Origin of the sequence: Leucobacter iarius (assembly GCF_039530105.1) — a bacterium.
GTDB classification, from domain to species: Bacteria; Actinomycetota; Actinomycetes; order Actinomycetales; family Microbacteriaceae; genus Leucobacter; species Leucobacter iarius.
The window spans coordinates 482,500-509,125 of the sequence record NZ_BAAAOB010000001.1 but is presented as its reverse complement, the minus strand read 5'-3'; the positions used below and the strand labels follow the sequence as shown (position 1 = coordinate 509,125).

Below are 26,626 nucleotides of genomic sequence, written 5' to 3'. Positions count from 1 at the left end.
AGGCTTTGATAAGACAATAGGGCATTTCGGGAATGCTCGCCATCCGCACCCGCCCGAACGCACTCCATAGCATTTGTCCACAATATGTAGACCGGTCTATTATTTGGCGTATGACCTCCAAAGGCGACCTCACACGGGCCCGGCTCGCGGCTTCCATGCTCGAACTCATCCAGACCAGCGGCTACGCCGGCACCGGCCTGAACGCGGTCATCGAGCACGCCGCCGCCCCCAAGGGATCCATCTACTTCCACTTCCCGGACGGGAAGGAGGGCCTCGGTGTGGCAGCCGTCGAGCTGGCTGAGGCCCAGTTCGCGGCGCTGATCGCCGAGGTCGCCGAGACGGCCGGCAGCGCGGCCGGTGCCGCGCGAGCCGCGATCGAGGCCCTGGCCGCTATCGTCGGCGAGAGCGACTTCCGGCTGGGCTGCCCCGTCTCCGTCGTCACCCTCGAAATGGGCGCCGAGAGCGAGCGGCTGCGGCAGGCCTGCGCGGCCGCCTTCGCATCGTGGATCACCCCGACCACCGAGTTGCTCGTGGGCAGCGGACTCGCCGAGTCCGAGGCCCGCTCGCTCGCGACCGTCGTCGTCTCGATGATCGAGGGCGCGGTCATCGTGTCCCGCGCCACCCGGAGCACCGAGCCCCTGCACGCGGCCGCCGACGTCGTGGCCGAGCTCATCGAGGGGCGCGTCGCTCAGGTCGGGGGCGCCCGATGAGCGCGGAGCTGTCCACCCGCAACGCGCTGGTCTTCGGGGCCTCTGGCCTCGTCGGCCGCACCCTCATCCGCTCCCTCGTCGCGGCGAGAGCGGACGTCACCGCCGCCGTGCGCAGCGTGGAGTCGGGTATCCGGCTCGTGCGCTGGTTGCAGGAACGAGGCGTGACGCAGAGCATCTCCGTCGTGCTCGTCGACTTCGAGACGCCCGAGCTCCTGCCGGGCGGACCTGCGGCTTTCGCGCACATCACCGAGATCCACAACTGCGCCGGGTCGTTCCGATTCGGCATGTCGGCGGAGGAGGCGCGCCGCGCCAACGTCGGCATCGTCGAGAAGCTCGTCGACTTCGCCGCCGAACTCCCCCGGTTGCAGCGTCTGCTGCACATCTCCGGCTACCGCGTGGGCGGCCAGGACCCCGCAGCGGTGCCGTGGTCCGACGAGCACCGGGCGGCGGTGTACGCGGAGCTCGGCGGCTACGAGGCGTCGAAGGTGGAGTCCGACGCGATCTTCCAGGCCCGGGCCGCCGAGCGGGGCGTCCCCTGGACGATTATCAACCCGGCCACCGTGATCGGCGACAGCGTCACCGGGGAATCCGACCAGCACATCGGCATCGCGAGCACGATCGAGCAGGTGTGGGCGGGCACCGCCACCGCGCTGCCCGCGGGGAGCTCCACGTTTGTACCCGTGCTCACCGTCGATTACATGACGTCGTTCATGGCCGCGGCGGCGATCGATCCCGACGCCGCGGGGCAGGCGTACTGGATCCTGGACGACCGGACGCCGCCGCTCACGGAGCTGCTCGTGCACGCCGGCCGGCACCTCGGAGCGCAAGTCCCGAAGCTCCGGATCCCCGTCGGCGTGATCAAGCGCCTCCCGCAGTGGGTCACGGGGGCGGACCCCGAGACCCTCGGCTTCCTCTCCTCCGACCGCTACCCGACCGGTCCCGCCGTCGCGCTCGCCGCGCGGCACGGCGTCACCATGCCCGACGTGCGCACCTCGCTCGAACGGTGGGTCGATTACATGGCCGCGCACCGGTTCGGCACCGCGAAGGGCGGCGACCGCCGGTTCATCGACGCCGGAGGCGTGCGGACCTTCGAGCTGGGCGCCTCCGACGCACGGCGACTGATCCTGCCCGGGCTGCCGGTCAACGCCGACACCTGGGCCGATGTCGCGGCGGGCATCGGGGCGCGTGCGGTCGACCTGCCCGGGCTCGGGCTGAGCGGCGGCATGGGCATCCGCGACTGGGGGCGCTGGCTGCCCGCGGTCCTGGGCGAGGAGCCCGCCGAGATCATCGGCCACTCGATCGGCGCGGCCGCGGCGGTCACCGCTGCCGACCGGTTCCCCGAGCGGGTCGAGTCGCTCACCCTGGTCGCGCCGTTCTTCCTGCAGTCTCCGGCGGGCGCCGGGACTCGCCTGCGACCGCTCGTGCGCGGCGTGCTGCGCCGCGCGAGCGCGAGCGCGCTGTCGCGCCGCCTCACCGGTTCGGAGGCGAGCGCCGACCGGCTCACGAGCAGCGCCCAGGACCTGCGGCGGGGTCGTGCCAGGGCCGTGGCCGAGCACCTCGCGCAGGCGGGCTCGGAGCGCTGGCGCGCCGAGCTCCGCGAGGCGCTCGGCCGGTACGACGGACCCGTCCGCATCGTCACCGGAAGCGATGACCCGCTCGATCCGCGTCTCGCCGCGGCGCTCGCGGCACGGCCGAACGTCGAGATCGTGACGGTGCCGGGCGCCGGGCATCATCCGCAGCTCACCCATCGCGAGGCGCTCGTCGGGCAGTTCGCCGGGTCGAGGGCGGCCCTGCCCGGTTAGCCCAGCAGCGGCCGCTGGGCGCGCACGTGCTCCTCGTACTCGGCGCGGGCGCGCTGCGTCGATTCCAGATCCGAGACCTCGGCCACCGGCACGTCCCACCAGCCCTCGCCGTCGGGCGCGTAGACGAGCGGGTCGCTGTTGATGTGGATCACGGTCGAGCGCGGCGACGCCTTCGCCGCGACCACGGCCTCGCGCAGCGCCTCGGCGGCACCCGGCGCGACCGGGATCTCGACCACGTCGACGCCGTAGCTGCGCGCGTTCATCGCGAGATCGACGGGCAGCACCTCGTCTCCCTGGAAGTTGCGGGCCTCGGCGTCGTAGCGCCGGTACTTCGTGCCGAAGCGCTCCGAGCCGACCGTCTCCGACAGGTGCCCGATCGAGGCGTAGCCGTGATTCTGCACGATCACCACGACGAGTTTGATCCCCTCGGCCACGGCCGTCGCGAGCTCGGTGCTGAGCATCAGGTACGAGCCGTCGCCGACCATGACGATCACGTCGCGGTCGTCGCCCGCCGCGTCGAGCCCGCGCTTCGCGCCGAGTCCGCCCGCGATCTCGTAGCCCATGCACGAGTACGCGTACTCGACGTGGTACCCGAGCGGATCGCGCACGCGCCACAGCTTGTGCAGATCGCCCGGCAGGGATCCCGCGGCCTGCACGATCACGTCGCGCGGGTCGCTCGCCGCGTGCACCGCGCCGATGATCTCGGACTGTCCGGGCAGCTCCGCACCGGTCGGCGCGAGGGCCGCGTCGACGACGCCATCCCACTCGCCCTTCTCGCGGGCCAGGCGCTCGGCCGAGTCGGCGCCGAGCCGCCAGTCCGCGAGCAGCGGCGCGAGCTCGAGCAGCGTCTCGCGGGCGTCGGCCACGACGGGCAGCTGCGATCCGTGCTTGACCGCGTCGAACGCGGCGACGTTGATGTTCACGAAGCGCACGCCCGGCTCCTGGAACGCGGTGCGCGACGCCGTCGTGAAGTCGCTGTACCGGGTGCCGATGCCGATCACGAGGTCGGCCTCGGCCGCGAGCCGGTTCGCGGCGGTGGTGCCCGTGGCTCCGACGCCGCCGAGGTACTGCGGGTGGTCCCAGGGCAGCGATCCGCCGCCGGCCTGCGTCGTGCCGACCGGGATCCCTGTCGCCTCGACGAGCTCCCGCAGCGCGTCCTCGGCACCCGAGTAGATGACGCCGCCGCCGGCGACGATGAACGGGCGCTTCGCGGATCGAATCGCCGCGACCGCGGCGGCGAGCGCATCGCGCTCGGGGCGCGGGCGCCGGATCCGCCACTCGCGCGGCTGCAGGAACTCGGCGGGCACGTCGAACGCCTCGGCCTGCACGTCCTCGGGCAGCGAGATGGTCACGGCGCCGGTCTCCGCCGGATCCGTGAGCACCCGCATCGCGCCGAGCGCGATCGAGAACAGCTGCTCGGGCCGCTGCACCCGGTCGAAGAAGCGCGAGAGCGGCCGGAAGGCGTCGTTCACGGTCAGCCCGATGTCGTGCGGCTGCTCGAGCTGCTGCAGCACGGGATCGGCGACGCGGGTCGCGAAGGTGTCGCTCGGCAGCAGCAGGGCGGGCAGGCGGTTCGTCGTGGCGAGCGCCGCGCCCGTGAGCAGGTTCGTGGCGCCGGGCCCCACGGAGGCGGCGGCCGCGAAGGTGCCGCGCCGGCGGTGCATGCGGGCGTAGCCGACGGCCTGATGCACCATGGCCTGCTCGTTGCGGGCCTGGTAGTAGGGCATCAGCGCGGGATCCTGCGCGTTGAGCTGCTGCAGCGCCTGGCCGACGCCGGCCACGTTGCCGTGCCCGAAGATCCCGAACACGCCGGGCACGGTGCGCTCGCGGATCTCGGCGCCGGAGGCGTCCCGGTCGACGGTCCACTGGTTCGCCAGGAACTCGATCAGCGCCTGGCCGACGGTCATGCGTCGCGCGGTCATCGTGCGGTCTCCTCGGTGTCGGGCGCGGGCTGCGCGTCGGGGGCGAAGGGCAGGCGGGCGTCGATGCCGAGCCCGTCCCAGGTACTGCGCACCCAGCCGTGCGCGGGATCGTCGCTGATCAGCCAGACCCGCTCGGGGTCCGGGCCGGCCATGACGTTCAGGTAGTAGAGGTCGTAGCCCGGAGCCGCCACGGCGGGGCCGTGGTAGCCGAAGGGGATCAGCGCGACGTCGCCCGTGCGCACCATCGCGTCGATCTCGATGTCGCCCGCGGGCGACGAATAGGTGCTGAACATGCCGAAGGCGTGCGCTTCGCTGGCCTCGGCGGCGGCGCCGCGCGCCGGGGCGGACTCGAAGTAGTAGATCTCCTCGAGCCGCGACTCGTGCCCGGGCACGTGCTCGTCGTGCTTGTGCGGCGGGTACGACGACCAGTTCTCGGCCGGGGTGATCACCTCGCAGACGATGAAGCGGGAGGCGTCGAGCGCCTGCGGGGTGCCGAAGTTGTGCACCTGGCGGCTCGACGCGCCCCCGCCGCGCAGCTCGACCGGCACCTCGTCGGCGCCGATGCGCCGGCTCGGCAGCACGCGGTCGGTGGGCGAGGTCGCGACGGCGAACCGACCGGGCCCGCCGACCGCCTCGACCGATGCGGTCTCGACCGCGGCCGAGAGGTAGAGCACGTCGGTGGGACCGTCGAACACGGACGCACGGCCCGCGAGCTCGATCGTTGCAGCGCCGTCGGCGGCTCCCGGTTCGGTGCGCGTCACCGCGAAGGATCCCGAGAGCGGCACGATGAGCCGTTCAACGCCCGCACCCTCGAGCGCGATCCGTTCGCCGGCCTCGAGCCGCGCGACCCGGAGGCCCGTGTGCGCCCAACCCGGCGTCCGCTCGTCGACGACGGTCTCCCAACCGTCCGCGCCGAGCGCTCCCCGCCGATGGAACCAGCGCTCGCCGGATCCGTTCGCCTCCGCGGTCATGCCGCCCCCTCCGTCGCCGTGGTCGTCGCCGTGGTCGTCAGATCACCGTGCACCAGTCGCGCGGCCGTGTCCACCGCGGCGGTCACGTCGCCGTCCTGCGGGTAGAGCAGGGTGCGCCCGACCGTGAGGCCGCGCACGCCGGGCAGCGCGAGCGCCCGCTCCCACGCGGCGAACGCGGCGTCGGGATCCCCGCCGCCCTCGCCGCCGAGCAGCAGGGTCGGCATGGTCGTCGCCTCCATCACCCGCTCCATCTCGTCGACCACGGGGAGCTTCATCCAGGTGTAGGCGCTGGAGCGGCCGAGACCCGCTGCGATCGCGATCGAGAGGATCACGGCCTCGGGGCTCAGATCGTTGACGACGCGGCCCGTGCCGGCGTCGCGGCCGGAGAGGAAGGGTTCGAGCATGATCGGGAGCCGCGCGTCGGCGGCCGCGTCGACGGCGCGCGCCGTGGCTTCGAGCGTGGGGGCGGTGCCCGGGTCGTCGAGGTCGACGCGGATCAGCGTCTTCGCGAAGTCGAGCCGCTGGGCGACCATCGCGGGGACGTCGTACGCGGTGTAGCGGTCGTCCATCTCGAAGGAGGCGCCGCGCAGGCCGCCGCGGTTCATGGATCCGACGACGATCTTGCCGTCGAGCAGGCCGAGGGCCGCGAGGTCATCGATCACGTCGGGGGTGCCGAGCACCCCGTCGACCCCGGGGCGGCTGAGGGCGTGGGCCAGGCGGTCGATGAGCTCGCCGCGGTTGCCCATCGCGGTGGCGTCGCCGCCGGCGGCGAGCGCACCGCGCGCGGGGTGGTCGGCGGCGACGATGAAGAGGCGCCCGTCGCCCGCGAGCAGCTCGCGCCGTTCGCGGGTGGCGAGGTACTCGCCGATCGCCTCGGGATGTTCAGCGCGCACGGCGCGGAGCCGGGCGAGGTCGGCGTCGCTCAGTCGCAGGTTCATCGGACCGCGCCTTCCGCTGCGAGACGGGCCGCGTCGCGCGCCTCGGCGTCGCGCGCCTCGGCGTCGCGCACGGCGTCCGCCGATCCGCCGGCGAGCACGGCCTCGACCTCGGCGGCGCTCGGCATGGCCGTGGAGCACTCGCGGCGGGTGGCGACGATCGCGCCGGCCGCGTTCGCGTACTGCAGGATCCGTTCGAGCCCCCAGCCCTCGAGCAGGCCGTGGCAGAGGGCACCGCCGAACGCGTCGCCCGAGCCGAGGCCGTTCACGACCTCGACGAAGTGCGGCGGCACCTCGACGGTCTCATCGGCGGTCTTCGCGAGCACGCCCTTGGGGCCCTGCTTCACGATGGCGAGACGCACGCCGCGTTCGAGCAGCGCGTCGGCGGCGCGCAGCGGCTCGGTCTCGCCGACGGCGACCTCGCACTCCTCGCGGTTGCCGACGGCGACGGTCGCGTGCGCGATGGCGCGGGCCACCTGGGCGCTCGCCTCGGCGGGATCCGGCCAGAACATCGGGCGGTAGTCGAGGTCGAGCACCGTGTGCTGCGCCGTCGGCGCGGGCGCTGCGCTGCGCGCCTCGAGCGCCGCGTGGTGGGCGGCCCGGCTCGGTTCCTGGCTCAGTCCGGTGACGGTGAGCCAGAGGATCCGGGCGGCCCGGATCGCGTCGAGGTCGAGATCCTGCGGGGCGATCTCGAGGTCGGGCGCCTTGGGCTCCCGGTAGAAGTAGAGCGGGAAGTCGTCGGGCGGGAAGATCTCGCAGAAGGTGACGGGCGTCGCGTAGCGCGGGTCGACGCGCACCTCGCGCGGGTCGACGCCGAGGCGGGCGAGCTCCGCGAGGAGGTAGCGGCCGAAGGGGTCGTCGCCGACACGCGAGACGAGGGCGCTCGCGTGCCCGTAGCGCGCCGCGGCCACGGCCACGTTCGCGGCGGATCCGCCGAGGTACTTGCCGAAGCTCGTGACCTCCTCGAGCCCGACGCCGTCCTGCAGCGGATACACATCGACGCCGAGGCGGCCCATCACCAGCGCGTCATCGGGATCCCGGTCAGCCATCGCCGACCTCCTCTCGGGGCATCTTTGCCGTCATGTTTGTCCTAACAATATCACTTTCCCGGGGTCCGTCCAGATCCGCAGCCGCCGGAATCCACCGCGGGGCTCACCCGAATCGGCGTAGGGTGGACTCACGTCTGGTTGTCCGCACAAAGTGCGGAAGGGGGAGGAGGGCGAGATGAGCGCAGAACCGGTGTGGCCCGAAGAGCTGTTCGTCGACCTCGACCGCAACGGCCCCGTGCCCCTCTACTACCAGGTGTCGTCCCGCCTCGAGGAGGCGATCCGCTCGGGCCGCATCCCCGCCGGAGCCCGCCTCGAGAATGAGATCTCGATCGGCGAGCGCCTCGGACTCTCGCGCCCGACCGTGCGCCGCGCGATCCAGGAGCTCGTCGACAAGGGCATGCTCGTGCGCCGGCGAGGGATCGGCACCCAGGTCGTGCAGGGCCGCGTCAGCCGCCCCGTCGAGCTCACGAGCCTGAACGAGGACCTGAGCCGCACCGGCCACGCCCCCACCACCGAGGTGCTGGAGGTCGTGCGCGAGCCCGCGAGCGACGAGATCGCCGCGCAGCTCGGCGTCGAGCCCGGCACCGAGGTGACCCGGATCCGCCGCCTGCGCCGGGCCGACGGCACCCCCATGGCCGTCCTCGTGAACTACCTGCCGCCCGAGTTCGCCGACCTCACCGCCGAACAGCTCTCGGAGCGCGGGCTCTACGAGATCCTGCGCGCCCGCGGCATCGCGATCCGCATCGCCAACCAGACGATCGGTGCGCGCCGCACGCACGGCGACGAGGCCGAGCTGCTCGACATCGCGAAGGGCAGCCCGCTGCTCACCATGGACCGGGTCGCGTTCGACCACTCGGGCCGCGCGATCGAGGCCGGCCACCACTGCTACCGGCCCGACCTCTACTCGTTCGAGACCACGGTCGTCGCCCGCTAGGCCCGGCCGGAGCCCGGAAGGATCCTCGGATGAGCACCACCGATCCCGTCGCCGAGCGCCGTCGCCGGGAGGCCGCGAAGCTGGGCGCGCCCCGGTACGCCGTCGCGCTCGTCATCAGCGGCGCGGTGATCGCGGCCGGCGCGGGAGTGCTCGCCGCCATGCTGCTCTCGTTCGGCGCCCTGGACGAGTTCACCGAGGCCGCCCCGTTCCCCTGGCCCGGGCTCGGCATGGTCATCGGGCTCCCCGCGATCATCTTCGGCATGCTCGCCCACACCGGCTTCGCACGCAAGTACACCGGGCGACTGCTGGCCTACCCCCTCGTCGGCCCGCTCACGCTCATGCTCGGCGGCGGCGCGATCGGCGGCTGGCTCGGCTGGTTCGGTTGGCCCGCGCCCTCCGGTTCCCGCCCGGGCGGACTCTGGTGGCTCCTCCCCGCCGGCCTCACCGTGCTGGCCGTGCTCTCGCTCGTCGCCGGGGCTCGCGGCAGGATCCGCACGCGCGCCGGACGACGCGCCCTGGCCGGCGTCCTCACCACCGGCCGTATCACCGCGGGCGAGATCACCGCGATCCCCGAGATCGGCCCCGAGTCCGGCGGACTCCTCGGCGAGATGGTCGTGCGCTTCGTCGACGACGCCGGAACGGAGCGCTGGGTGCAGCGGCTCGGGCAGTGGAAGCGCCACGAGCTGCCGAAGACGGGCGACACCGTCGCCGTCCTCTTCGACCCGACGGCTCCCGGCGACACGAAGCGGATCTGGATCGGTCCCGCCGACGCCCGCACCGCCGAGGACTTCTCGCGCTGGAGCCTGTGAGTTCCGGCATCCGCTACCGCCATCAAATTCCTCGCCCAAAGAAGGAGATCCGGGCTCACAAGGAGGGCTTCGCGAACCTCAGTCCTTCTGAAGCCGGATCTCCTGCGCAAGGTCATGTCCGCAGCGGCCGGAAACGCCGAACGGGCGGGCGGTCCGAGGACCGCCCGCCCGTTCGCGGAGCTCACCGGCGCGAAGCCGGCGGACGCAGACTAGTCGTTCTGCGGGAAGCCGAGGTTGATGCCGCCGTGGGTGGCGGGATCGAGCCAGCGGCTGGTGATCGCCTTCTCGCGGGTGAAGAACTCGAAGCCGTGCACGCCGTACGCCTTCGCATCGCCGAACAGCGAGGCCTTCCAGCCGCCGAAGGAGTGGTAGGCGACCGGCACGGGGATCGGCACGTTGATGCCGATCATGCCGACCTGGATCTCGCGCTGGAAGCGGCGGGCCGCCCCGCCGTCGTTCGTGAAGATCGCGGTGCCGTTGCCGAACTGGCCCGAGTTGATGAGCTCGACGCCCTCGTCGAAGGACTTCACGCGCACGACCTCGAGCACCGGGCCGAAGATCTCCTCGGTGTAGGCGCGCGACGTGGTCGGGATGTTGTCGATCAGGGTGGGGCCGACGAAGAAGCCCTCCTCGTGACCCTCGACCGCGAAGCCGCGACCGTCGACCACGATGGTCGCGCCGTCCGCCTCGGCGATGTCGATGTAGCCCGTGATCTTGTCGCGGTGCACGTCGGTGATGACCGGGCCCATGTCGGGCTCGGGGCTCGACGCGCCGTTGCCGATGTTGAGCTTGCCGATGCGCTCCACGATCTTCGCGATGAGCTCGTCGGCGACGGGCTCGACCGCGAGCACGACCGAGATGGCCATGCAGCGCTCGCCCGCGGCGCCGTAGCCCGCGTTGATCGCCTGGTCCGCGACGAGGTCGAGGTCGGCGTCGGGCAGCACCAGCATGTGGTTCTTGGCACCGCCGAGGGCCTGCACGCGCTTGCCGTTCTTCGACGCGGTCTCGTAGATGTACTGCGCGATCGGGGTCGAGCCGACGAACGAGATCGACTGCACCTCGGGGGCGTTCAGCAGGCCGTCGACGGCGAGCTTGTCGCCGTTGAGCACGGTGAAGACGCCATCGGGAAGACCGGCCTCCTTCCAGAGCTCGGCCATCCAGAGCGCGGCCGACGGATCCTTCTCGCTCGGCTTCACGACGACCGAGTTGCCCGCGGCGATCGCGATGGGGAAGAACCACATCGGCACCATGGCGGGGAAGTTGAAGGGCGAGATGATGCCGACGACGCCGAGGGGCTGCTTGATCGAGTAGACGTCGATACCGGTCGAGGCGTTCTCCGAGAAGGCGCCCTTGATGAGGTGCGGGAACCCGGTGGCGAGCTCGACGACCTCCTGGCCGCGGAGGATCTCGCCCATGGCGTCCGAGACGACCTTGCCGTGCTCGGCGGTGATGATCTTCGCCAGCTCGGGCTTGCGCGCGTTGAGCAGCTCGCGGAAGTTGAAGAGGACGGTCTGGCGCTTCGCGATGGAGTACTCGCTCCAGATCTCGTAGCCGCGCTGCGCCGAGGCGATGGCCTCGTCGATCTCGGCCTGGTCGGCGAGGGCGACCTGCGCCTGCACCTGGCCGGTGGCGGGGTTGTAGACGGGTGCGGTGCGGCCGCTGGTCGAGGGGCGGCGTGCGCCATCGATCCAGTGCGGGATCACGGTGGTCTCGGTCATCGCTGTGCTTCCTTCGCGTGCATCGTTGGGTGCGGCTGTTCGTGCGTCGCGCGGCCGGCGCGGCGCATCGTGGGGTCGCGGGAGAACCGCGAGCTCCGACGAGTTCGAGCGTAGATCAGTCGGCCCGCTCGCGCAGGGGGCGCGGGGCGGTCTCACGGGGTTTCGCGCCGACTTCCTGACACGGTGTCCGACCGCTTCGGAGTGGCCGAACACTCTGGTGCGGATCGCTTACCAGGAGCGGGATCCGCACGAAGTGACGTCAGGGACAGTTTGTCCGGTCGAGCAGGGTGCGGTACGCGGCGAGCAGGTGCTCGGCCGAGCGGTCCCAGCCGTGCGCGAGGGCGAATCGGCGCGCTTCCTCACCCATCCGCTCCAGCCGCACGCGATCCCGCAGCAGCACCTCGATCTCGTCGGCCCAGGCCTCGGCACTGGCGCCGTCGGGCAGCAGCACGCCCGTCACGCCGTCGCGTACGGCCTCGCGCAGCCCGCCCACCTCGCGGGCGATCACGGGGACCCCCGACGCGGCGGCTTCGAGCGCCACGAGCCCGAAGGTCTCGGTGTGCGAGGGCACGAGCATCAGGTCGGCCTGCCGGATCCGCTCGGCCAGCTCGGTGCGGCGCAGCGCACCGTCGAACGCGGTCGTCGAGACCATGCCCGCGTCGACGACGGCGGCGTGCAGGGCGCGCGCGTAGTCGTCGCCGTCGGGCGGCGGAGCCCCGACGATGCGGAGCACCGGGCGCCGCTCGGCCGCGATGAGCGAGATCGCGGCGACGGCGAGGTCGAAGCCCTTGAGCGGGTGCAGCCGACCGACGACGATCACCTCGGGGCGTCCGCCCCGCTCGATCCAGTCGCGCTGCTCGGCGCACTCCGCGGTCTCGCAGGGGTGGAAGCGCTCGGTATCGACGCCGAGCGGCACGACCGCGATGCGCTCGGGATCGCCGCCGAGGCGACGCTCGATGGTGCGCCGCTCAGCCTCGCTCACGGCGAGCAGCAGGTCCGCCTCGCGGGCGAGCCGCTGCTCCCCCGCCTCGCGGCCGGGCGACTCGGCCCGCTCGCCGTCGCCGAGCGGGCTCTCGTGCGGTGCCGCGATGGAGTGGTAGCTCTGCACGAGAGGGATGCCCGTCGCGCGGGCCACGGGCAGGGCGGCGATGCCCGAGAACCAGTGCTCGGCGTGCAGCAGATCGGCGGGGTGCTCGGCCAGTTCAGCGGCGAGCGCCCGACCGAAGTCGTCCATGACGGCCTCGTGGTCGCCCTTGGCGAGCAGGCGCGCGGGCCCGGCGTCGAGGTGCACGACCGTCAGGTTCGCGCGCGTCTCGACGCGGGCGGGCACCTCGGGGTCGGCGCGCCGGGTCAGGATCCGGACCTCGTGGCCGGCGTCGGCCAGCGCCTCGGCCTGGGCCCGCACGGCGACGTTCATGCCGCCGGCGTCCTTCGTACCCGGGACGTCGAGGGGGGAGGTGTGCAGCATCACGAACGCGATGCGGAGCACGGGCAGGCCTGAGATCACCCTCCGAGGGTATCGGCCCCGCACCACGGGTGAACACGTCGAGCCCCCATCCGATCCGGATGAGGGTTCGACGCGTTCACTCGCGCGGGTCGGCTGGCTCCCGCACTACGAGATCTTCTTGCGGTAGATGACGATCGCGAAGGCGTAGGCCAGCACGAGGATCCCCAGCATCCAGGCGAGCGCGATCCAGATGCTCCCGCCCACCGGTTGCCCGGCGAACAGGTCGCGGATCGTGTTCACGATCGAGGTGACGGGCTGGTTCTCGGCGAACCAGGCGACCGGCCCCGGCATGGAGGAGGTCGGCACGAACGCCGAGCTGATGAACGGGAGGAAGATCAGCGGGTAGCTGAACGCGCTCGCGCCGTCGACCGTCTTGGCCGAGAGCCCGGCGATCACCGCGAGCCAGGTGAGCGACAGGGTGAACAGCACCAGGATCCCGGTGACCGCCAACCAGGCCCCGACGGAGGCTCCGGTGCGGAACCCCATCGCGAACGCGACACCGACGACGATCGCGACCGAGACGATGTTCGCGACGAGCGAGGTGAGCACGTGCGCCCAGAGCACGCTCGATCGGGCGATCGGCATGGACTGGAAGCGTTCGAAGATGCCGCCCTGCAGGTCGAGGAACAGCCGGTACGAGGTGTACGCGATGCCCGACGCGATGGTGATGAGCAGGATCCCGGGGAGCATGTAGTTGATGTACGACTCGGAGGATCCGGTGCGGATCGCGCCGCCGAGCACGTAGACGAACAGCAGCATGAGCGCGATCGGGGTCACCGCGGTGGTGATGATCGTGTCGGGGCTGCGCAGGATGTGACGCAGCGAGCGCCCGGTGAGCACGCGGGTGTCGCTGAGGACGTGAGCGGTCATCTCGATCCCTCCTTCTCGGTCTTCTCGGCGCCGGTCGCGGATGCGACCGACGGGCCGACCAGCGCGAGGAAGACCTCCTCGAGCGTCGGCTGCTTCTCGACGTACTCGACCTTCGCCTGCGGCAGCAGCCGCTTCAGCTCGGCGAGCGTGCCGTTCTGGATGATGGTGCCCTCGTGCAGGATCGCGATCCGGTCGGCCAGCTGCTCGGCCTCGTCGAGGTACTGCGTGGTGAGCAGCACCGTGGTGCCGCTGTCGGCGAGCGCCTGCACGGTCTGCCAGACCTCGATGCGCGCCTGCGGGTCGAGCCCGGTGGTGGGCTCGTCGAGGAAGATGATCGGCGGGTCGCCGATCAGGCTCATCGCGATGTCGAGCCGGCGGCGCATGCCGCCGGAGTAGGTGCCGGCCCGGCGCCCGCCGGCCTCGGCGAGCGAGAACCGCTCGAGCAGCTCGTCGGCGATCCCGCCCGGATTCGGCAGGTGCCGGAGCTTCGCGACGAGCACCAGGTTCTCCCGACCGGTGAGGATCTCGTCGACCGCGGCGAACTGACCCGTGAGGCTGATCGCCTCGCGTACCTCGCCGGGCGACGTCGCGACGTCGACCCCGTGGACGGTGGCGGATCCGCCATCGGCTTTCAGCAGGGTGGACAGGATCCGCACCAGGGTGGTCTTGCCCGCTCCGTTCGAGCCGAGCAGGGCGAAGATGCTGCCCCGCTCGACCTCGAGGTCGACCCCGCGCAGGACCTGCAGGTCCCCGTAGGCCTTCGTGACGCCTCGCACGCTGATGGCGGGGGCGGTCGTGGTGGTCATGATCAGCGCTCCTTCCCGGCGGCCTCGTCGATCGACTTCGCGAGGCGCGCCCGCTCCTTGTCGATCCACTGCGTGCCGCCGTACGCCTGGGCGAAGGTCTCGGCGAACTCGACGGGATCCTGTCCGACGATGTCGCGGACGGGGGTGCCGTCGGCGGCCGCGCGCTCCCAGAGGTCGGCGAGGTCGTCGAACATCTGCACCAGTGTGTCCCCGTCGGTGACGCCGCCGTAGTACATGAGGTACCGGTGGCAGGCGTTCGCGGCGACGCGGTAGGACTCGGGCAGCGCTTCGATGCGCGCCTTCGCCTGCTTGTACTGCTTCTTCTGCTCGAGCGAGCCCGTGAGGGCTTCGATCCATTTGGCGGCCATGTCAGGCTCCTTCGTTCTCGTTCGTGTCGGTGGTTCGGTGCGCGGCGGCGGGTGCCGTCGCGTCGCTGCGGTGGAGCTGATCGATGCGCTCCGTGAGGAAGCTCCAGGTCTCCCAGAAGTCGGCGAGCTGCGCCCGCCCCTGCGCGTTGAGGGAGAACACCTTGCGCGGCGGCCCCTTCTCGGACGGGACCTTCTCGACGTCGACGAAGCCTCGCTGCTCGATCCGCACGAGGAGCGCGTAGATCGTGCCCTCCGCGATGTCGGCGAAGCCCTGCTCGCGCAGCCGTGTCGTGATCTCGTACCCGTATGCCGAGCGCTCGGCCAGGATCGCCAGGACGATCCCCTCGAGCGTGCCCTTGAGCATCTCGGTCATCTGACTCGCCATCGTTCGCCTCCCTCTCTACTCTGTGTCGCTGACTACCACTACAAAGTAACACTGAGTACCGGTAGATAGCAACACTGAGTACCAACCTTTTTTCGCGGCCATTCGGCCCGCGAGAGATCCCGGCCGAAAACACGAAGCGCGTGCCGGAGCACTGCTCCGGCACGCGCTGCATGAGACACGTTCCCTATTCGACGACGACGCCCGCGAGGTCCGCGCCGAGGCCCTTGAGCCCCGCGTAGGTGAGCTTGTCCATGCGCGCCCCCGAGAAGTCGACCTTGCGGAAGCCCGTGCGGTACTTGCGGCTCCAGCCGCGGAACGAGACGTCGCGCAGCGTGGCCCCGGCGAACGAGGCGCCCGCGAGGCCGGCGTTGTCGAAGCGCACGCTCGTGAACCGTGCGCCGCCGAAGTCGACGCCGCTGACGTCCGAATAGCTGAAGTCGACCCCCACGAAGCTGCAGCCGTCGAACTCCACGCCCGTGAGGTCGGCCCGCTTGAACTTCACGTCGGTCAGCTCCGATCCCCCGAAGCGCGTCCGCTTCAGCGAAGAGGTGCTGAAGTTCGTGCGGACGAGGATCGCGCCGACGAGACTCACGCCGTCGAGGTCGCTCGTGGTGAGCACGGCATCGGTCAGGTTCGCGCGGTCGAAGGTCGCGCCGGCGAGGTCACTGCTGCGGAAGGCGCTGCCGGTGAGATCGGCGTCGGTGAAGTCGGAGTCCTTCATGGCGCTGGCCGAGAAGGATCCCTTGCGCACGGTCACGCCGGCGAAGTCGCTGCCGGTCAGTTCGCTCGCGGTGAACCGGGTCGCCATCTGGCGCTCCAGGGTGATGGTCATGTCGCTCATCTCTTTCACGGTCTCCTCGATGTCGCCGATGCTGTCGAAGGTCTCCTCGAGCGCCTCGGCCTCGCTCCTGCCCGAATCGACGAGCTCGCGGAAGCGGTCCTGCAGGTCCGCGTGCAGGTCGGATTTCAGTTCTTCGATGCTCTTCGCGCCCTCGTGGGCGGCGAAGAGGCTGTTCACGTGCTCGGTGATCTTGTCGTTGGTGCTCATTGCGTTTCCCGCTCCCGTCCGGTTCACAGCAGCCGGTCGAGCACGCGCTTCGCGTGCTGCCAGTTGCTCTTGTTCTGCTCGTAGGTGCCGCGTCCCTGGTCGGTGATGCGGAAGTACTTGCGACGGCCGCCCTGCGACTCGTCGCCCCAGTACCAGGTGATGTCGCCGTCCTGCTCGAGTCGGCGCACGCTGGAGTACATGGTCGCCTCCTTCAACTCGTACTCCCCGCCCGACCGTTCGGCGATCATCTTGACGATCTCGTAGCCGTACCGGTCGGCGTCGAGGAGCTGCCGCAGGATCATCGTGTCCGCGTGCCCTCGCAGGAGGTCCGAGGTGACTGCGCCCGTTGCCATGGTCGCTCCTTCCATTCATGAAGAATGTACGTCCAAGTACTGTGGCTGTCAAGGTAGTTGATCCGGGAAGGATCCTCCTCCCCGATTGCTCGCGAAAAACTTCGGTCCACAGGGTTGCGGACGATACCCCTCGGGGGTATGGTTGCGTTCAGATACCCCCACTGGGTATTGCGTCGACACGGTCGGTTCCACGTGAAACACGGATCCGAGACCGTCCCGTCGCCAGAATTCCGGCCCAGCGCCGGTCCACTCCGAGGAGCACTCCGATGAGCACCACCGCCGACACCACCACCCGCGCCGAGTTCGCCGTCACCGGCATGAGCTGCGGGCACTGCGAGGGCGCGATCACGCGCGAGGTGAGCGGGATCCCCGGCGTCACGGACGTCGAGGTCAGCGCTCAGACCGGTCGCCTCTCCGTGACCGCCCAGGGCCCCGTCGATACCGCGGCCGTGCTGACCGCGGTCGACGAGGCCGGATACTCGGCCGCCACGGCCTGACCGACACGAATCGTCGCGGGGCGCCGCAGTCGACGCCCCGCGATCCCGGCACAGCACCAGAGCAGAAAGCGAGCAGCAGCATGACCCCCACCCCGGACCCGCTGGTCTTGGACATCGGCGGAATGACCTGCGCTTCGTGCGCCAACCGCATCGAGAAGAAGCTCGGCAAGATCGACGGTGTCGAGGCCAGCGTCAACTACGCCACCGAGCGCGCGACCATCCGCCCCGCGGCGGACGCCGACCCGGCGGCGAGCGCCGAACTGCTCGCGGATCCCGCGCGGTTCGTGAGCACCGTCGAGGATCTCGGGTACCGGGCCACGGTGCGGCCGTCGGTCGCCGAGCGCACGCGGGCCGCATCGCGCGAAGCGCACGCTCAGACCCCCTCCGAGCACGGGGGGATGCACGCCGGCCACGGCATGAGCGAGCACGACATGGGCGGGCACTCGGGCGGCGACATGGCCGGACACGACCACGGATTCTCGTTCGCCGATGGCGCGAAGGAGGCCGACGACGCCGAGCTCCGCGACCTGAAGCACCGCCTCATCGGATCCGTGATCCTCTCGGTCCCCGTGATCCTCATGGCGATGATCCCTGCGCTGCAATTCACCAACTGGCAGTGGCTCTCGCTCGCGCTCGCGGCACCCGTGATCACCTGGGCGGCCTGGCCGTTCCACCGCGGCACTTGGATCAACCTCAAGCACGGCGCCGCGACCATGGACACCCTCGTGTCGGTCGGCACGGGCGCCGCGTTCCTGTGGTCGCTCTACGCGCTGTTCTTCGGTACCGCAGGTCACCCGGGCATGACCCACGGCTTCGAGCTGACCGTGAACCCGGGCAGCGTCGACGGCGCGGGCAACATCTACCTCGAGGTCGCCGCGGGCGTGATCATGTTCATCCTCGCGGGCCGCTACTTCGAGAAGCGATCGAAGAAGCAGTCGGGCGCCGCGCTCCGCGCGCTCATGGAGCTCGGGGCCAAGGAGGTCACGGTGCTGCGCGGCGACGCCTCGGGCGATGCGCCCGCGACCGAGGCGCGAATCCCCATCGGGGAGCTGCGCGTCGGCGACCGATTCGTGGTGCGCCCCGGCGAGAAGATCGCGACCGACGGCGTCGTGGAGTCGGGCGCGAGCGCGGTCGACGCCTCGATGCTGACGGGCGAGTCGGTGCCCGTCGAGGTCGCCCCGGGCGATCCCGTCACGGGAGCGACCGTCAACGCCAGCGGGCGCCTCGTGGTGCGCGCCAGCCGCGTCGGATCCGACACGCAGCTCGCGCAGATGGCGCGGCTCGTCGAGGACGCGCAGTCGAGCAAGGCGGCCGCGCAGCGGCTCGCCGACCGCATCTCGGGCGTCTTCGTGCCGATCGTGATCCTCATCGCCATCGGCACCCTCGTCACCTGGCTGCTGATCGGCGCCTCTCCCGCCGCCGCGTTCACCGCCGCCGTCGCGGTGCTGATCATCGCCTGCCCGTGCGCCCTGGGCCTCGCGACGCCGACCGCACTGCTGGTCGGCACCGGTCGCGGCGCCCAGCTCGGGATCCTGATCTCGGGGCCCGAGATCCTCGAGTCGACGCGCAAGGTCGACACGATCGTGCTCGACAAGACCGGCACCGTGACGAGCGGGCGCATGGCGCTCGCCGAGGCGATCCCCGCCGCGGGCGAGGATCGTGCCGAACTGCTGCGGATCGCCGGAGCGCTCGAGGCGGGTTCGGAGCATCCGATCGCGCAGGCCATCGCGGCCGGGGCGCGCGAGTCGGATCCCGCGCTGCCCGAGGTCGAGTCGTTCCGGAACGCGCCGGGAACGGGCGCGAGCGGCGTCGTCGACGGCCGCGCCGTGCTCGTCGGGCGCGAGGCGCTGCTCGGCGACTGGGCGGTGACGATCCCCGCGGAGCTCGCGGCGGCGAAGGCCGCCGAGGAGGCGAAGGGCCGCACCGCGGTGCTCGTCGCGTGGGACGGCGTCGCGCGCGGCGTCGTCTCGGTCTCCGACCGGGTGAAGCCGACGAGCGCCGAGGCGATCCGGCAGCTGCGCGAGCTCGGGCTCGAGCCCGTGCTGCTCACCGGCGACCACGAGACGGTGGCCCGCGAGGTGGCCCGCGAGGTCGGCATCGACCGCGTCATCGCCGGCGTCATGCCGGCCGACAAGGTCGAGGTCGTGCGCGGCCTGCAGGCCGAGGGCAAGCGGGTCGCGATGGTCGGCGACGGCGTCAACGACGCCGCGGCGCTCGCGCAGGCCGACCTGGGTCTCGCGATGGGCACCGGCACCGACGCTGCGATCGCGGCGGCCGACATCACGCTCGTGCGCGGCGACCTGATGGGCGCGGTCGACGCGATCCGGCTGTCGCGCCGCACCCTCGGCACCATCTACGGCAACCTGTTCTGGGCCTTCGCCTACAACGTGGCCGCGATCCCGCTGGCAGCGCTCGGGCTCCTGACCCCCATGATCGCGGGCGCCGCGATGGCGTTCTCGAGCGTGTTTGTGGTCGGCAACAGCCTGCGGCTGCGCCGCTTCCGCAGCGTGACGAAGGGCTAGGGCGGCCCGGCCACCGGCCGTTCCCGCCGGCGCCGAGGTGCCCCGTGCTGGGTTTCTGAGCGATCGGAACCCCAGCACGGGGCACCTCGCTGCGCGGCCCTCCAGTAGGCCGTCCGGGCTCCCGGACGATCGGCGCGCCCGGGTCCTGCGCCCGGATCCTTACGCCTCCGTAAGGAAGTCGGGCGGGTGTCAGACCCCCGTGCAAGACTGCGCACGACCCCGGTAGACACCCTCGAAAGGATCCGAAATGACCGACACCGCCGGCCAGTGCCCCGTCCCCCACGGCGCCCCCTCCGCCTCGCGCACGGCACCCACCAACGCCTCCTGGTGGCCCGACCGCCTGAACCTCAAGATCCTGGCGAAGAACCCGGCGGTCGCGAATCCGCAGGGCGCCGACTTCGACTACCGCGCGGCGTTCGAGACCCTCGACCTGGCCGAGGTGAAGGCCGACATCGCCCGCCTGCTCACCGAGTCGCAGCCCTGGTGGCCCGCCGACTTCGGCAACTACGGCCCGCTGATGATCCGCATGGCCTGGCACTCCGCGGGCACCTATCGCGTGTTCGACGGCCGCGGCGGCGGCGGAACCGGGCAGCAGCGCTTCGCCCCGCTCAACAGCTGGCCCGACAACGTCGGCCTCGACAAAGCGCGCCGCCTGCTCTGGCCGGTGAAGAAGAAGTACGGCCGCTCGCTGTCGTGGGGCGACCTGATGATCCTGGCCGGCAACGTCGCGCACGAGCAGATGGGCATGCCCGTCTTCGGCTTCGCCGGCGGCCGACCGGACGTGTGGGAGCCCGACGACGACGTCTACTGGGGCTCGGAATCGACCTGGCTGGGCGACGAGGGCCGCCTCGGCGCGGACGGCGCGCAGGAGCTCTCGAAGCCCCTCGGTGCGACCATGATGGGCCTCATCTACGTGAATCCCGAGGGTCCGCGCGGCAGCGGCGACCCGATCGCCGCGGCGCACCAGATCCGCGAGACCTTCGGGCGCATGGCCATGAACGACGAGGAGACGGTCGCACTGATCGCGGGCGGCCACACCTTCGGCAAGACCCACGGCGCAGCCCCCGAGGAGGGCAACGTCGGCGAGTCGCCCGAGGGCGCCCCGATGGAGCAGATGGGCCTCGGCTGGAAGAGCGGCCACGGCTCGGGCAGCGGCAACGACGCGATCGGCTCGGGCCTCGAGGTCACCTGGACCTACCACCCAACCCGCTGGGACAACGAGTTCTTCCACATCCTCTTCGCCTACGAGTGGGAGCTCGTGACGGGCGAGGGCGGCCACACCCACTGGCGGCCGAAGGACGACGGCGGATCCGACATGGTGCCCATGGCGCAGGGCGACGGGCGCCGCGAACCGCGCATGCTCACGACCGACATCTCGCTGCGCGAGGATCCGGTCTACCGCGAGATCTCGCTGCGCTTCAAGAACGATCAGGACGCCTTCACCGAGGCCTACCGCCGGGCCTGGTTCAAGCTGACCCACCGCGATCTCGGCCCGAAGTCCCGCTACCTGGGCTCGGAGGTCCCGGCGGAGGACCTGCTCTGGCAGGACCCGCTGCCGGAGCCCGCCGGCGCACCGCTCGCCGCTGCCGACGTCGCCGCGCTCGCGCAGCGGATCGCCGACGCCGGCCTCCCCGTCGCCGATCTGGTCGGCGCCGCGTGGGCGGCGAGCGCGTCGTTCCGCGGCAGCGACAAGCGCGGCGGTGCGAACGGCGGCCGCATCCGCCTCGAGCCGCAGCGCAGCTGGGAGGCCAACCGGCCCGAGCAGCTCGGCCGCGTGCTCGACGCGCTCGAGGCGATCAAGGCCGAGTCCGACGCCGAGGGCGGTGCCGAGGTCTCGATCGCCGACCTGGTGGTGCTCGCGGGCAACGTCGGCGTGCAGCAGGCGGCGGCCGCGGCGGGCCACGACGTCGAGATCCCCTTCCTGCCCGGCCGCACCGACGCCGCGCAGGAGCAGACGGACGTCGAGTCCTTCGGGTTCCTCGAGCCCGCGGCGGACGGCTTCCGCAACTACGAGAGCGCACGGGCCCTCGGCATCCCGGCCGAGCACCTGCTGCTCGACCGCGCCAACCTGCTGACCCTCTCGGCACCCGAGATGACGGTGCTGCTCGGCGGCCTCCGGGTCATCGGCACCAACTGGGACGGCTCGCAGCACGGCGTGCTCACCGACCGCCCCGGCGCACTGACGAACGACTTCTTCGTCAACCTGCTCGACCTCGACACGCAGTGGCGCGCCCTCGATCCGCAGCAGCGCGCGTTCGAGGGCGTCGACGAGTCGAGCGGCGAGCGGCGCTGGACGGGCACCCGCGCCGACCTCGTGTTCGGCTCGAACTCCGAACTGCGCGCCATCGCCGAGGTGTACGCGAGCGACGACGCCGAAGCGCAGTTCGTGCGCGACTTCGTCGCCGCCTGGGTCAAGGTCTCGAACCTCGACCGCTTCGACGCGCACTGACCCGCAACCGAAGCGCAACCGAACCGCAACTCAGCCGCGGTCGAAGCGCCTGACCAGGGGCCGTTTCCGAACATTCGGAGGCGGCCCCTGGTCGTCGGTGACAGTTCTGCGTCGATTTCGCCTCGAAATGCTCAGGTTTTGCCATAATGAACACAAACCTGGGGGAAACCTCTCGATTCCATGAAAGAGAGCACAATGACTGGCGTCCTTCGCAACGCAGTTTCTGAAGCACTCGCGACCCTGCTGTTCGTCTTCACGATCATCGGCGCGATCAACAACGGCGGCGACTTCACGCCGCTCATCATCGGCTTCACCCTGATGGTGCTGGTCTACGCGACCGGCCACATCTCGGGTGCGCACCTCAACCCGGCCGTCTCGCTCGGCGCGCTCATCCGCGGCGCGCTCAGCGTCGGCGATTTCGTCGTCTACATCGTCGCCCAGTTCGTCGGCGGCGTGCTCGGCGCCCTGCTCGCCTCCGCCCTGTGGAAGCGCCCGGACGCCGCGGTCAAGATCGAGACCGGCCCGGCGTTCATCGCCGAGCTCGTCTTCACCTTCGTGCTCGTCTTCGTCGTGCTCAACGTGGCCACCTCGAAGGACAACGAGGGCAACTCGTTCTACGGCCTCGCCATCGGCACCACCGTGTTCCTCGGCGCCTCGACCGTCGGCCCGATCTCGGGCGGCGGCTTCAACCCGGCAGTGGCCCTCGGCCTCGCGGTCAACGGCAACTTCGACTGGGCCAACATCTGGCTCTACATCCTCGCGCCGGCCGTCGGCGCGGTGCTCGCGGGCCTCGCGTTCCGCCTGCTCAACGCGCACGACCTGAAGAAGGTCGACGCCTAAGCACCGGCACCCGGCATCGCTCACCGCGGTGCGCAGAGGGCCCGCACCGGTTCGCCGGAGCGGGCCCTCTGCCGTTCCGCCCCGGCGCCGCAATGCGACGTAATCCGGCGGGACCGCGGCCCGCGCCGCGCTTAGCATTGGCGGAGTTCCGGACCCGGCCGCGACGGCCACCGATCCCCAGGAGAGCGCATGACCGCCCCCACCCCGGTGACCGCCGACGCCGTCGTCGTCGACCTCGAGGGCACGACGAGCGCCGCAGGATTCATCCTCGGCGACCTCTACGACTACGCCCGGCCCCGGCTCGACGCCGTGCTCGGCCGCGCGGACGACGTCGTGCAGCAGGCCCGCGCTCAGGTGATCGTCGAAGCCGGCCTGCACGCCGACGCCTCCGACGCCGAGGTCGCGGACGCGCTCCGCCGCCTGATGGACTCCGACATCAAGTCGACGCCGCTGAAGACGATCCAGGGCGTGATCTGGGCCGAGGGCTTCGCCGCCGGCGAGATCACCTCGCACTTCTTCGACGACGTGCCCCCGCGGCTGCGCGACTGGCATGAACGTGGGATCCGCATCGCGGTCTACTCCTCGGGCTCCGTCGCCTCGCAGCAGCCCTGGTTCCGCAACGCCCCGCAGGGCGACCTCTCGGGCCTGGTCGAAGCCTGGTTCGACACGGTGAACGCCGGCCCCAAGAAGGATCCGGCCTCCTACGCGCGGATCGCCGACGCCCTCGGCACCGATCCGGGGCGCACCCTGTTCCTCACCGACCACCCCGAGGAGGTCGACGCGGCGCTCGACGCCGGCTGGCGGGTCGTCGCGCTCGACCGCGCGGGCGAGCCGTGGGCGGGCGCCGACTTCTCAGCCCCCGCGGTGCCGCACTTCGACCGCATCGAGGTCGTCCTGGCGGACGCACCCGCGGACGCCGACGCCGCTCCTACGGCGGGCGCAGGCGCCCCGCTCGTCCCCGCGGAGCGCCTGCGCGAGGCGGGCCGCGTGCTCGCCGCGGAGGCCTCCCGCTTCGCCGACTTCGGCTGGATGCGCGGCACGGCGGGCAACCTCTCGGCCGTGGTGCACCGTGATCCCCTGCTGCTGGCGGTGACCGCGTCGGGCCTCGACAAGTCCGAGCTCACGGAGCGCGACGTCGTGCTCGTCGACGCCGCCGGTCGCAGCGCCGATCCCGCGGACGCACGCAAGCCCTCCGCCGAGTCCGGCCTGCACGCCCACATCGCCGCACGCACCGGCGCCGAGGCCGTGTTCCACGTACACGCGCTCGACGCCGTGCTCGCCGGTCAGCTGTGGCCCCAGGGCGTCGAGATCCGCGACCTCGAGATGCTGAAGGGCATCGGGCACCCGGCCCACGACGCGACCGTGCGGATCCCCGTGATCGCGAACCACCAGGACATGGCCGTCGAGGCCGCGCGCTTCGACGAGGTGTACGCGCCCGCGACGGACGGAACCCCCGAGGTGCCCGCGCTCATCGTGGCGGGGCACGGCATGTACGCCTGGGGCCGCACGGCGACCGCCGCACGGCACCACCTCGAGATCGTCGAGTGGCTGCTGCGCCACGCGGTCGCCGCCCGAGGCCTGTGACGGCGCCCCGCCCGGGGCGCCGCGGAACCCGAGACACCCGAACCCCGAGGAGGGACCGATGACGCTGCTCACGATCTGGAACGAGACCGATCCCGCGGCCCCCGTGGTCGAGACCACCGATGAGACGGAGATCCGCACGGCGCTGAACGCGCTCGGTGCGCGCTTCTTCCGCTGGGAGGTCAAGGACTTCGCCGACGACGCGAGCCTCGACGAGATCCTCGCGCTCTACGCCGACGAGGTCGAGCAGGTGAAGCGGTCGGAGGGCTACACCCTCGTCGACATCGTCGGCCTCAGCCCCGCGCAGGCGAACTACGACGAGGTCAAGGGCCCGTCGCGCGAGAAGTTCCTGTCGGAGCACCAGCACGACGACGACGAGGACCGCTTCTTCGCCAAGGGCGCGGGCGTGTTCTACCTGCACGTGAACGGGAAGGTGCATGCGCTCTACTGCGAGGCGGGCGACCTCGTCTCGGTGCCGGCGAACACCACGCACTGGTTCGACATGGGCACCGCGCCCGAGTTCACCTCGATCCGCTTCTTCCACGATGAGGACGGCTGGGTCGGCCACTTCACGGGCAACCCGATCGCCGAGACCTTCGCGACCTTCGATCAGCTGCATGCGCGCCGAGCGGAGCTCGCCGCGGTCTGATCCGGCGGATCGCCGCACGGCGCCGCGGCCCCGAGGACCGTTGCCGCAACGGGTCCGTCTCCGGTTCACCGGAGACGGACCCGTTCGCGTTCCGTCGGGTCAGAAAGTCAGAGGATCATCGAGAAGAGCACCGAGAACCCGAGCAGGAATCCGGGCAGGCAGAGCACGGCGGCGACGATCCCCCACCACATCGCGCCCCATCGGCGCACCATTCCGGCCCAGATCGCCCCGAGCAGCGCGGACGGGAACAGCAGCAGGCAGGCGAGCCACATCCCGGCGAGCCAGCCGAGCCCGGCCCAGTTGTCGACGTTCACCAGCGCGCCGATCCAGCAGACCGCGAGCACCGCGTAGGGCAGGCCCACCATCCAGGAAGCGGCGGCGCCTCGGCGCAGCCGGCCTTCCGTCGCGTCGCGGGGAGGTTCCCACGACGCGTTCCAGCGGGTGCGCCGCCCGCGGCTCAGCCGCTCGCGGTACTCGGGCGGCAGCGGTGGCTGCTCCCAGGTCACGGGCCCGTCTCCGATCCGCCGATTCCGCCGGTCAGTCCAGCAGCAGTGCGGGCTCTTCGAGCACCGACGCGACATCGGCGACGAAGCGCGAGATCACGTCGCCGTCGACGATGCGGTGGTCGAAGGATCCGCCGACCGTGGTGACCATGCGCGGGCGCACCTCGCCGTCGACCACCCACGGCTTCTCGCGGATGGTGCCCATCGCCATGATCCCGCACTCGCCCGGGTTGAGGATCGGGGTGCCGAAGTCCATGCCGAACACGCCGATGTTCGTGATCGTGATCGTGCCGTGCTGCATCTCGGCGGGCTGCGTGCGCCCGTCGCGCGCGGTGATCGTGAGCTGCTCGATGGCCTTGGCCAGGTCGAGCAGGCTGAGGTCCTGCGCGTCCTTGATGTTCGGCACGACGAGGCCGCGCGGCGTCGCAGCGGCGATGCCGAGGTTCACGAAGTGGTGGCGGATGATCTCGGTCTCGGTGAACGTCGAGTTGACCTGCGGATTGCGGCGGATCGCCCACAGCATCGCCTTCGCGAAGATGAGCAGCGGCGAGACCTTGACCCCCGCGAAGTCGGGCGACGTCTTGAGCCGCTTCACGAACTCCATGGTGCGGGTCGCGTCGACGTCGGTGAAGACGCTCACGTGGGGTGCCTCGAACGCGCTCTCGACCATCGCCTTCGCGATCTGCTTGCGCATGCCCTTCAGCGGGATCCGCTCCTCGCGCGCCTCGGCGGGCTCCGGCGTCGAGAGGTTGCGGAACAGGCTCGCCTGCGAGGCCTGGCGCACGACGTCGTCGCGCAGGATCTCGCCCGCGATCCCCGTGCCGTGCACCTCGGCGAGGTCGACGCCGAGATCCTTCGCGAGCTTGCGGATCGGCGGCTTCGCGATCACCGGGGCCGCGGCGGCGACCGGGATCGGAGCGGCGTTCACCGGAGCGGCGCCCGCGAGCAGCGGCTCACCGCCGCGGCGACGCCGCGACTTCACGGTGCCGGCGGTGCCGTAGCCGACGAGCACGGCCCCCCCGGCGTCCTCCTCGTGCTGCACGCTCGCGGCGGCGTCCGCCACCGCGTCGCGGGTCTCGTCCGAGTCAGCGGGCGCGGGCGATGCCGCCGGAGCCGCGGCGGGAGCGTCCGGTGCGGACGGATCCGCCGCGTCGCCCGAGCGCACGCGCAGGATCGGGTCGCCGACGGGCACCGTCTGCCCGACCTCGGCCAGCAGTTCGGTGACCTCGCCGGCGAACGGCGAAGGGAGCTCGACGAGCGACTTCGCCGTCTCGATCTCGCAGATCACCTGGTTCAGCTCGACGCGGTCGCCCGGGGCGACGTGCCACGTCACAATCTCGGCCTCGGTGAGGCCCTCGCCGACGTCGGGAAGGGGGAAGATCTGCTCGCTCATCGGGG

At 71.4% G+C, this 26,626-nt stretch carries 24 protein-coding genes; 10 read left to right on the top strand and 14 right to left on the bottom strand.

Going from position 1 to position 26,626, the window contains the following annotated elements:
• Nucleotides 1-110 precede the first annotated feature (110 nt).
• Together ABD169_RS02205 and ABD169_RS02200 are read left to right on the top strand one after the other, a co-directional pair.
• Nucleotides 111-710 carry a TetR/AcrR family transcriptional regulator gene (locus ABD169_RS02205; protein ID WP_344028721.1) on the top strand — a complete coding sequence of 200 codons (600 nt, stop codon included), beginning with the start codon at nt 111-113 and terminating at the stop codon, nt 708-710.
• Complete coding sequence (locus ABD169_RS02200) at nt 707-2,512, top strand: alpha/beta fold hydrolase (RefSeq protein WP_344028719.1); 1,806 nt, start codon at nt 707-709, stop codon at nt 2,510-2,512. The genes ABD169_RS02205 and ABD169_RS02200 overlap by 4 nt, the downstream gene beginning before the upstream one ends.
• Here the strand turns inward: ABD169_RS02200 and iolD are convergent.
• From iolD to iolC, 4 genes are read right to left on the bottom strand one after another with little or no spacing between them, the layout of a single operon-like run.
• Nucleotides 2,509-4,434, bottom strand: coding sequence for a 3D-(3,5/4)-trihydroxycyclohexane-1,2-dione acylhydrolase (decyclizing) (gene iolD / locus ABD169_RS02195; protein ID WP_344028717.1), 1,926 nt, complete (start codon nt 4,432-4,434; stop codon nt 2,509-2,511). The genes ABD169_RS02200 and iolD overlap by 4 nt on opposite strands.
• A complete protein-coding gene (iolB, locus tag ABD169_RS02190) occupies nt 4,431-5,405 on the bottom strand; it encodes a 5-deoxy-glucuronate isomerase (protein WP_344028715.1) in 975 nt (324 codons plus the stop codon). Before iolB ends, iolD begins: the two co-directional genes overlap by 4 nt.
• Nucleotides 5,402-6,343, bottom strand: a complete 942-nt coding sequence (locus ABD169_RS02185) for a Cgl0159 family (beta/alpha)8-fold protein (protein ID WP_344028713.1) — start codon at nt 6,341-6,343, stop codon at nt 5,402-5,404. The genes iolB and ABD169_RS02185 overlap by 4 nt, the downstream gene beginning before the upstream one ends.
• Nucleotides 6,340-7,389, bottom strand: a complete 1,050-nt coding sequence (gene iolC, locus ABD169_RS02180) for a 5-dehydro-2-deoxygluconokinase (protein ID WP_344028711.1) — start codon at nt 7,387-7,389, stop codon at nt 6,340-6,342. Before iolC ends, ABD169_RS02185 begins: the two co-directional genes overlap by 4 nt.
• 175 nt (nt 7,390-7,564) lie before the next feature.
• On the opposite strand from iolC, the gene ABD169_RS02175 reads away from it, so the two are divergent.
• Both ABD169_RS02175 and ABD169_RS02170 read left to right on the top strand, forming a co-directional pair.
• Nucleotides 7,565-8,323 (top strand): GntR family transcriptional regulator, encoded by a 759-nt coding sequence (locus ABD169_RS02175; RefSeq protein WP_344028709.1) that lies wholly within the window; start codon nt 7,565-7,567, stop codon nt 8,321-8,323.
• 29 nt (nt 8,324-8,352) lie between these two features.
• On the top strand, nt 8,353-9,132 hold the full coding sequence (locus tag ABD169_RS02170; RefSeq protein ID WP_344028707.1) for a hypothetical protein: 780 nt from the start codon (nt 8,353-8,355) through the stop codon (nt 9,130-9,132).
• A 209-nt stretch (nt 9,133-9,341) separates the two neighbouring features.
• Here ABD169_RS02170 and ABD169_RS02165 read toward each other — a convergent pair whose 3' ends face one another.
• The 8 genes from ABD169_RS02165 to ABD169_RS02130 form a co-directional block, all read right to left on the bottom strand.
• The gene (locus ABD169_RS02165; RefSeq protein WP_344028705.1) at nt 9,342-10,850 is read right to left on the bottom strand and encodes a CoA-acylating methylmalonate-semialdehyde dehydrogenase; all 1,509 of its coding nucleotides are present in this window, start codon (nt 10,848-10,850) and stop codon (nt 9,342-9,344) included.
• 259 nt (nt 10,851-11,109) lie between these two features.
• A complete protein-coding gene (locus tag ABD169_RS02160) occupies nt 11,110-12,357 on the bottom strand; it encodes a glycosyltransferase (RefSeq protein WP_344028702.1) in 1,248 nt (415 codons plus the stop codon).
• A 105-nt stretch (nt 12,358-12,462) separates the two neighbouring features.
• Nucleotides 12,463-13,227 carry an ABC transporter permease gene (locus ABD169_RS02155; RefSeq protein WP_344028700.1) on the bottom strand — a complete coding sequence of 255 codons (765 nt, stop codon included), beginning with the start codon at nt 13,225-13,227 and terminating at the stop codon, nt 12,463-12,465.
• A complete protein-coding gene (locus ABD169_RS02150) occupies nt 13,224-14,033 on the bottom strand; it encodes an ABC transporter ATP-binding protein (protein ID WP_344028698.1) in 810 nt (269 codons plus the stop codon). The genes ABD169_RS02155 and ABD169_RS02150 overlap by 4 nt, the downstream gene beginning before the upstream one ends.
• Nucleotides 14,034-14,035: 2 nt before the next feature.
• Nucleotides 14,036-14,401, bottom strand: coding sequence for a DUF1048 domain-containing protein (locus ABD169_RS02145; RefSeq protein WP_046454877.1), 366 nt, complete (start codon nt 14,399-14,401; stop codon nt 14,036-14,038).
• Nucleotide 14,402: 1 nt separating this feature from the next.
• Nucleotides 14,403-14,786 (bottom strand): PadR family transcriptional regulator, encoded by a 384-nt coding sequence (locus ABD169_RS02140; RefSeq protein ID WP_344028695.1) that lies wholly within the window; start codon nt 14,784-14,786, stop codon nt 14,403-14,405.
• A 184-nt stretch (nt 14,787-14,970) separates the two neighbouring features.
• Nucleotides 14,971-15,834 (bottom strand): pentapeptide repeat-containing protein, encoded by an 864-nt coding sequence (locus tag ABD169_RS02135; RefSeq protein WP_344028691.1) that lies wholly within the window; start codon nt 15,832-15,834, stop codon nt 14,971-14,973.
• Nucleotides 15,835-15,857: 23 nt separating this feature from the next.
• Nucleotides 15,858-16,187: a PadR family transcriptional regulator gene (locus ABD169_RS02130; protein ID WP_046454880.1), complete on the bottom strand. Its 330-nt coding sequence runs from the start codon at nt 16,185-16,187 to the stop codon at nt 15,858-15,860.
• Between the two features lie 266 nt (nt 16,188-16,453).
• Between ABD169_RS02130 and ABD169_RS02125 the strand changes: the two genes are divergently transcribed.
• The 6 genes from ABD169_RS02125 (at nt 16,454) to ABD169_RS02100 (ending at nt 24,725) form a co-directional block, all read left to right on the top strand.
• Nucleotides 16,454-16,684, top strand: a complete 231-nt coding sequence (locus ABD169_RS02125) for a heavy-metal-associated domain-containing protein (protein ID WP_046454881.1) — start codon at nt 16,454-16,456, stop codon at nt 16,682-16,684.
• A gap of 80 nt (nt 16,685-16,764) precedes the next feature.
• On the top strand, nt 16,765-19,206 hold the full coding sequence (locus ABD169_RS02120; RefSeq protein ID WP_344028687.1) for a heavy metal translocating P-type ATPase: 2,442 nt from the start codon (nt 16,765-16,767) through the stop codon (nt 19,204-19,206).
• Between the two features lie 247 nt (nt 19,207-19,453).
• Entirely contained in the window at nt 19,454-21,655 is a 2,202-nt protein-coding gene (gene katG, locus ABD169_RS02115; protein ID WP_344028685.1) for a catalase/peroxidase HPI, read from the top strand.
• A 195-nt stretch (nt 21,656-21,850) separates the two neighbouring features.
• On the top strand, nt 21,851-22,495 hold the full coding sequence (locus ABD169_RS02110) for an MIP/aquaporin family protein (protein WP_046454993.1): 645 nt from the start codon (nt 21,851-21,853) through the stop codon (nt 22,493-22,495).
• A 189-nt stretch (nt 22,496-22,684) separates the two neighbouring features.
• A complete protein-coding gene (gene mtnC / locus ABD169_RS02105; protein WP_344028682.1) occupies nt 22,685-24,079 on the top strand; it encodes an acireductone synthase in 1,395 nt (464 codons plus the stop codon).
• Between the two features lie 58 nt (nt 24,080-24,137).
• Nucleotides 24,138-24,725 (top strand): 1,2-dihydroxy-3-keto-5-methylthiopentene dioxygenase, encoded by a 588-nt coding sequence (locus tag ABD169_RS02100; protein ID WP_344028680.1) that lies wholly within the window; start codon nt 24,138-24,140, stop codon nt 24,723-24,725.
• Between the two features lie 107 nt (nt 24,726-24,832).
• On the opposite strand, the gene ABD169_RS02095 is transcribed toward ABD169_RS02100, so the two are convergent.
• Both ABD169_RS02095 and ABD169_RS02090 read right to left on the bottom strand, forming a co-directional pair.
• Entirely contained in the window at nt 24,833-25,231 is a 399-nt protein-coding gene (locus tag ABD169_RS02095) for a hypothetical protein (protein WP_046454991.1), read from the bottom strand.
• 31 nt (nt 25,232-25,262) lie between these two features.
• Nucleotides 25,263-26,621 (bottom strand): dihydrolipoamide acetyltransferase family protein, encoded by a 1,359-nt coding sequence (locus ABD169_RS02090; RefSeq protein WP_046454990.1) that lies wholly within the window; start codon nt 26,619-26,621, stop codon nt 25,263-25,265.
• Between the last annotated feature and the right edge of the window lie 5 nt (nt 26,622-26,626).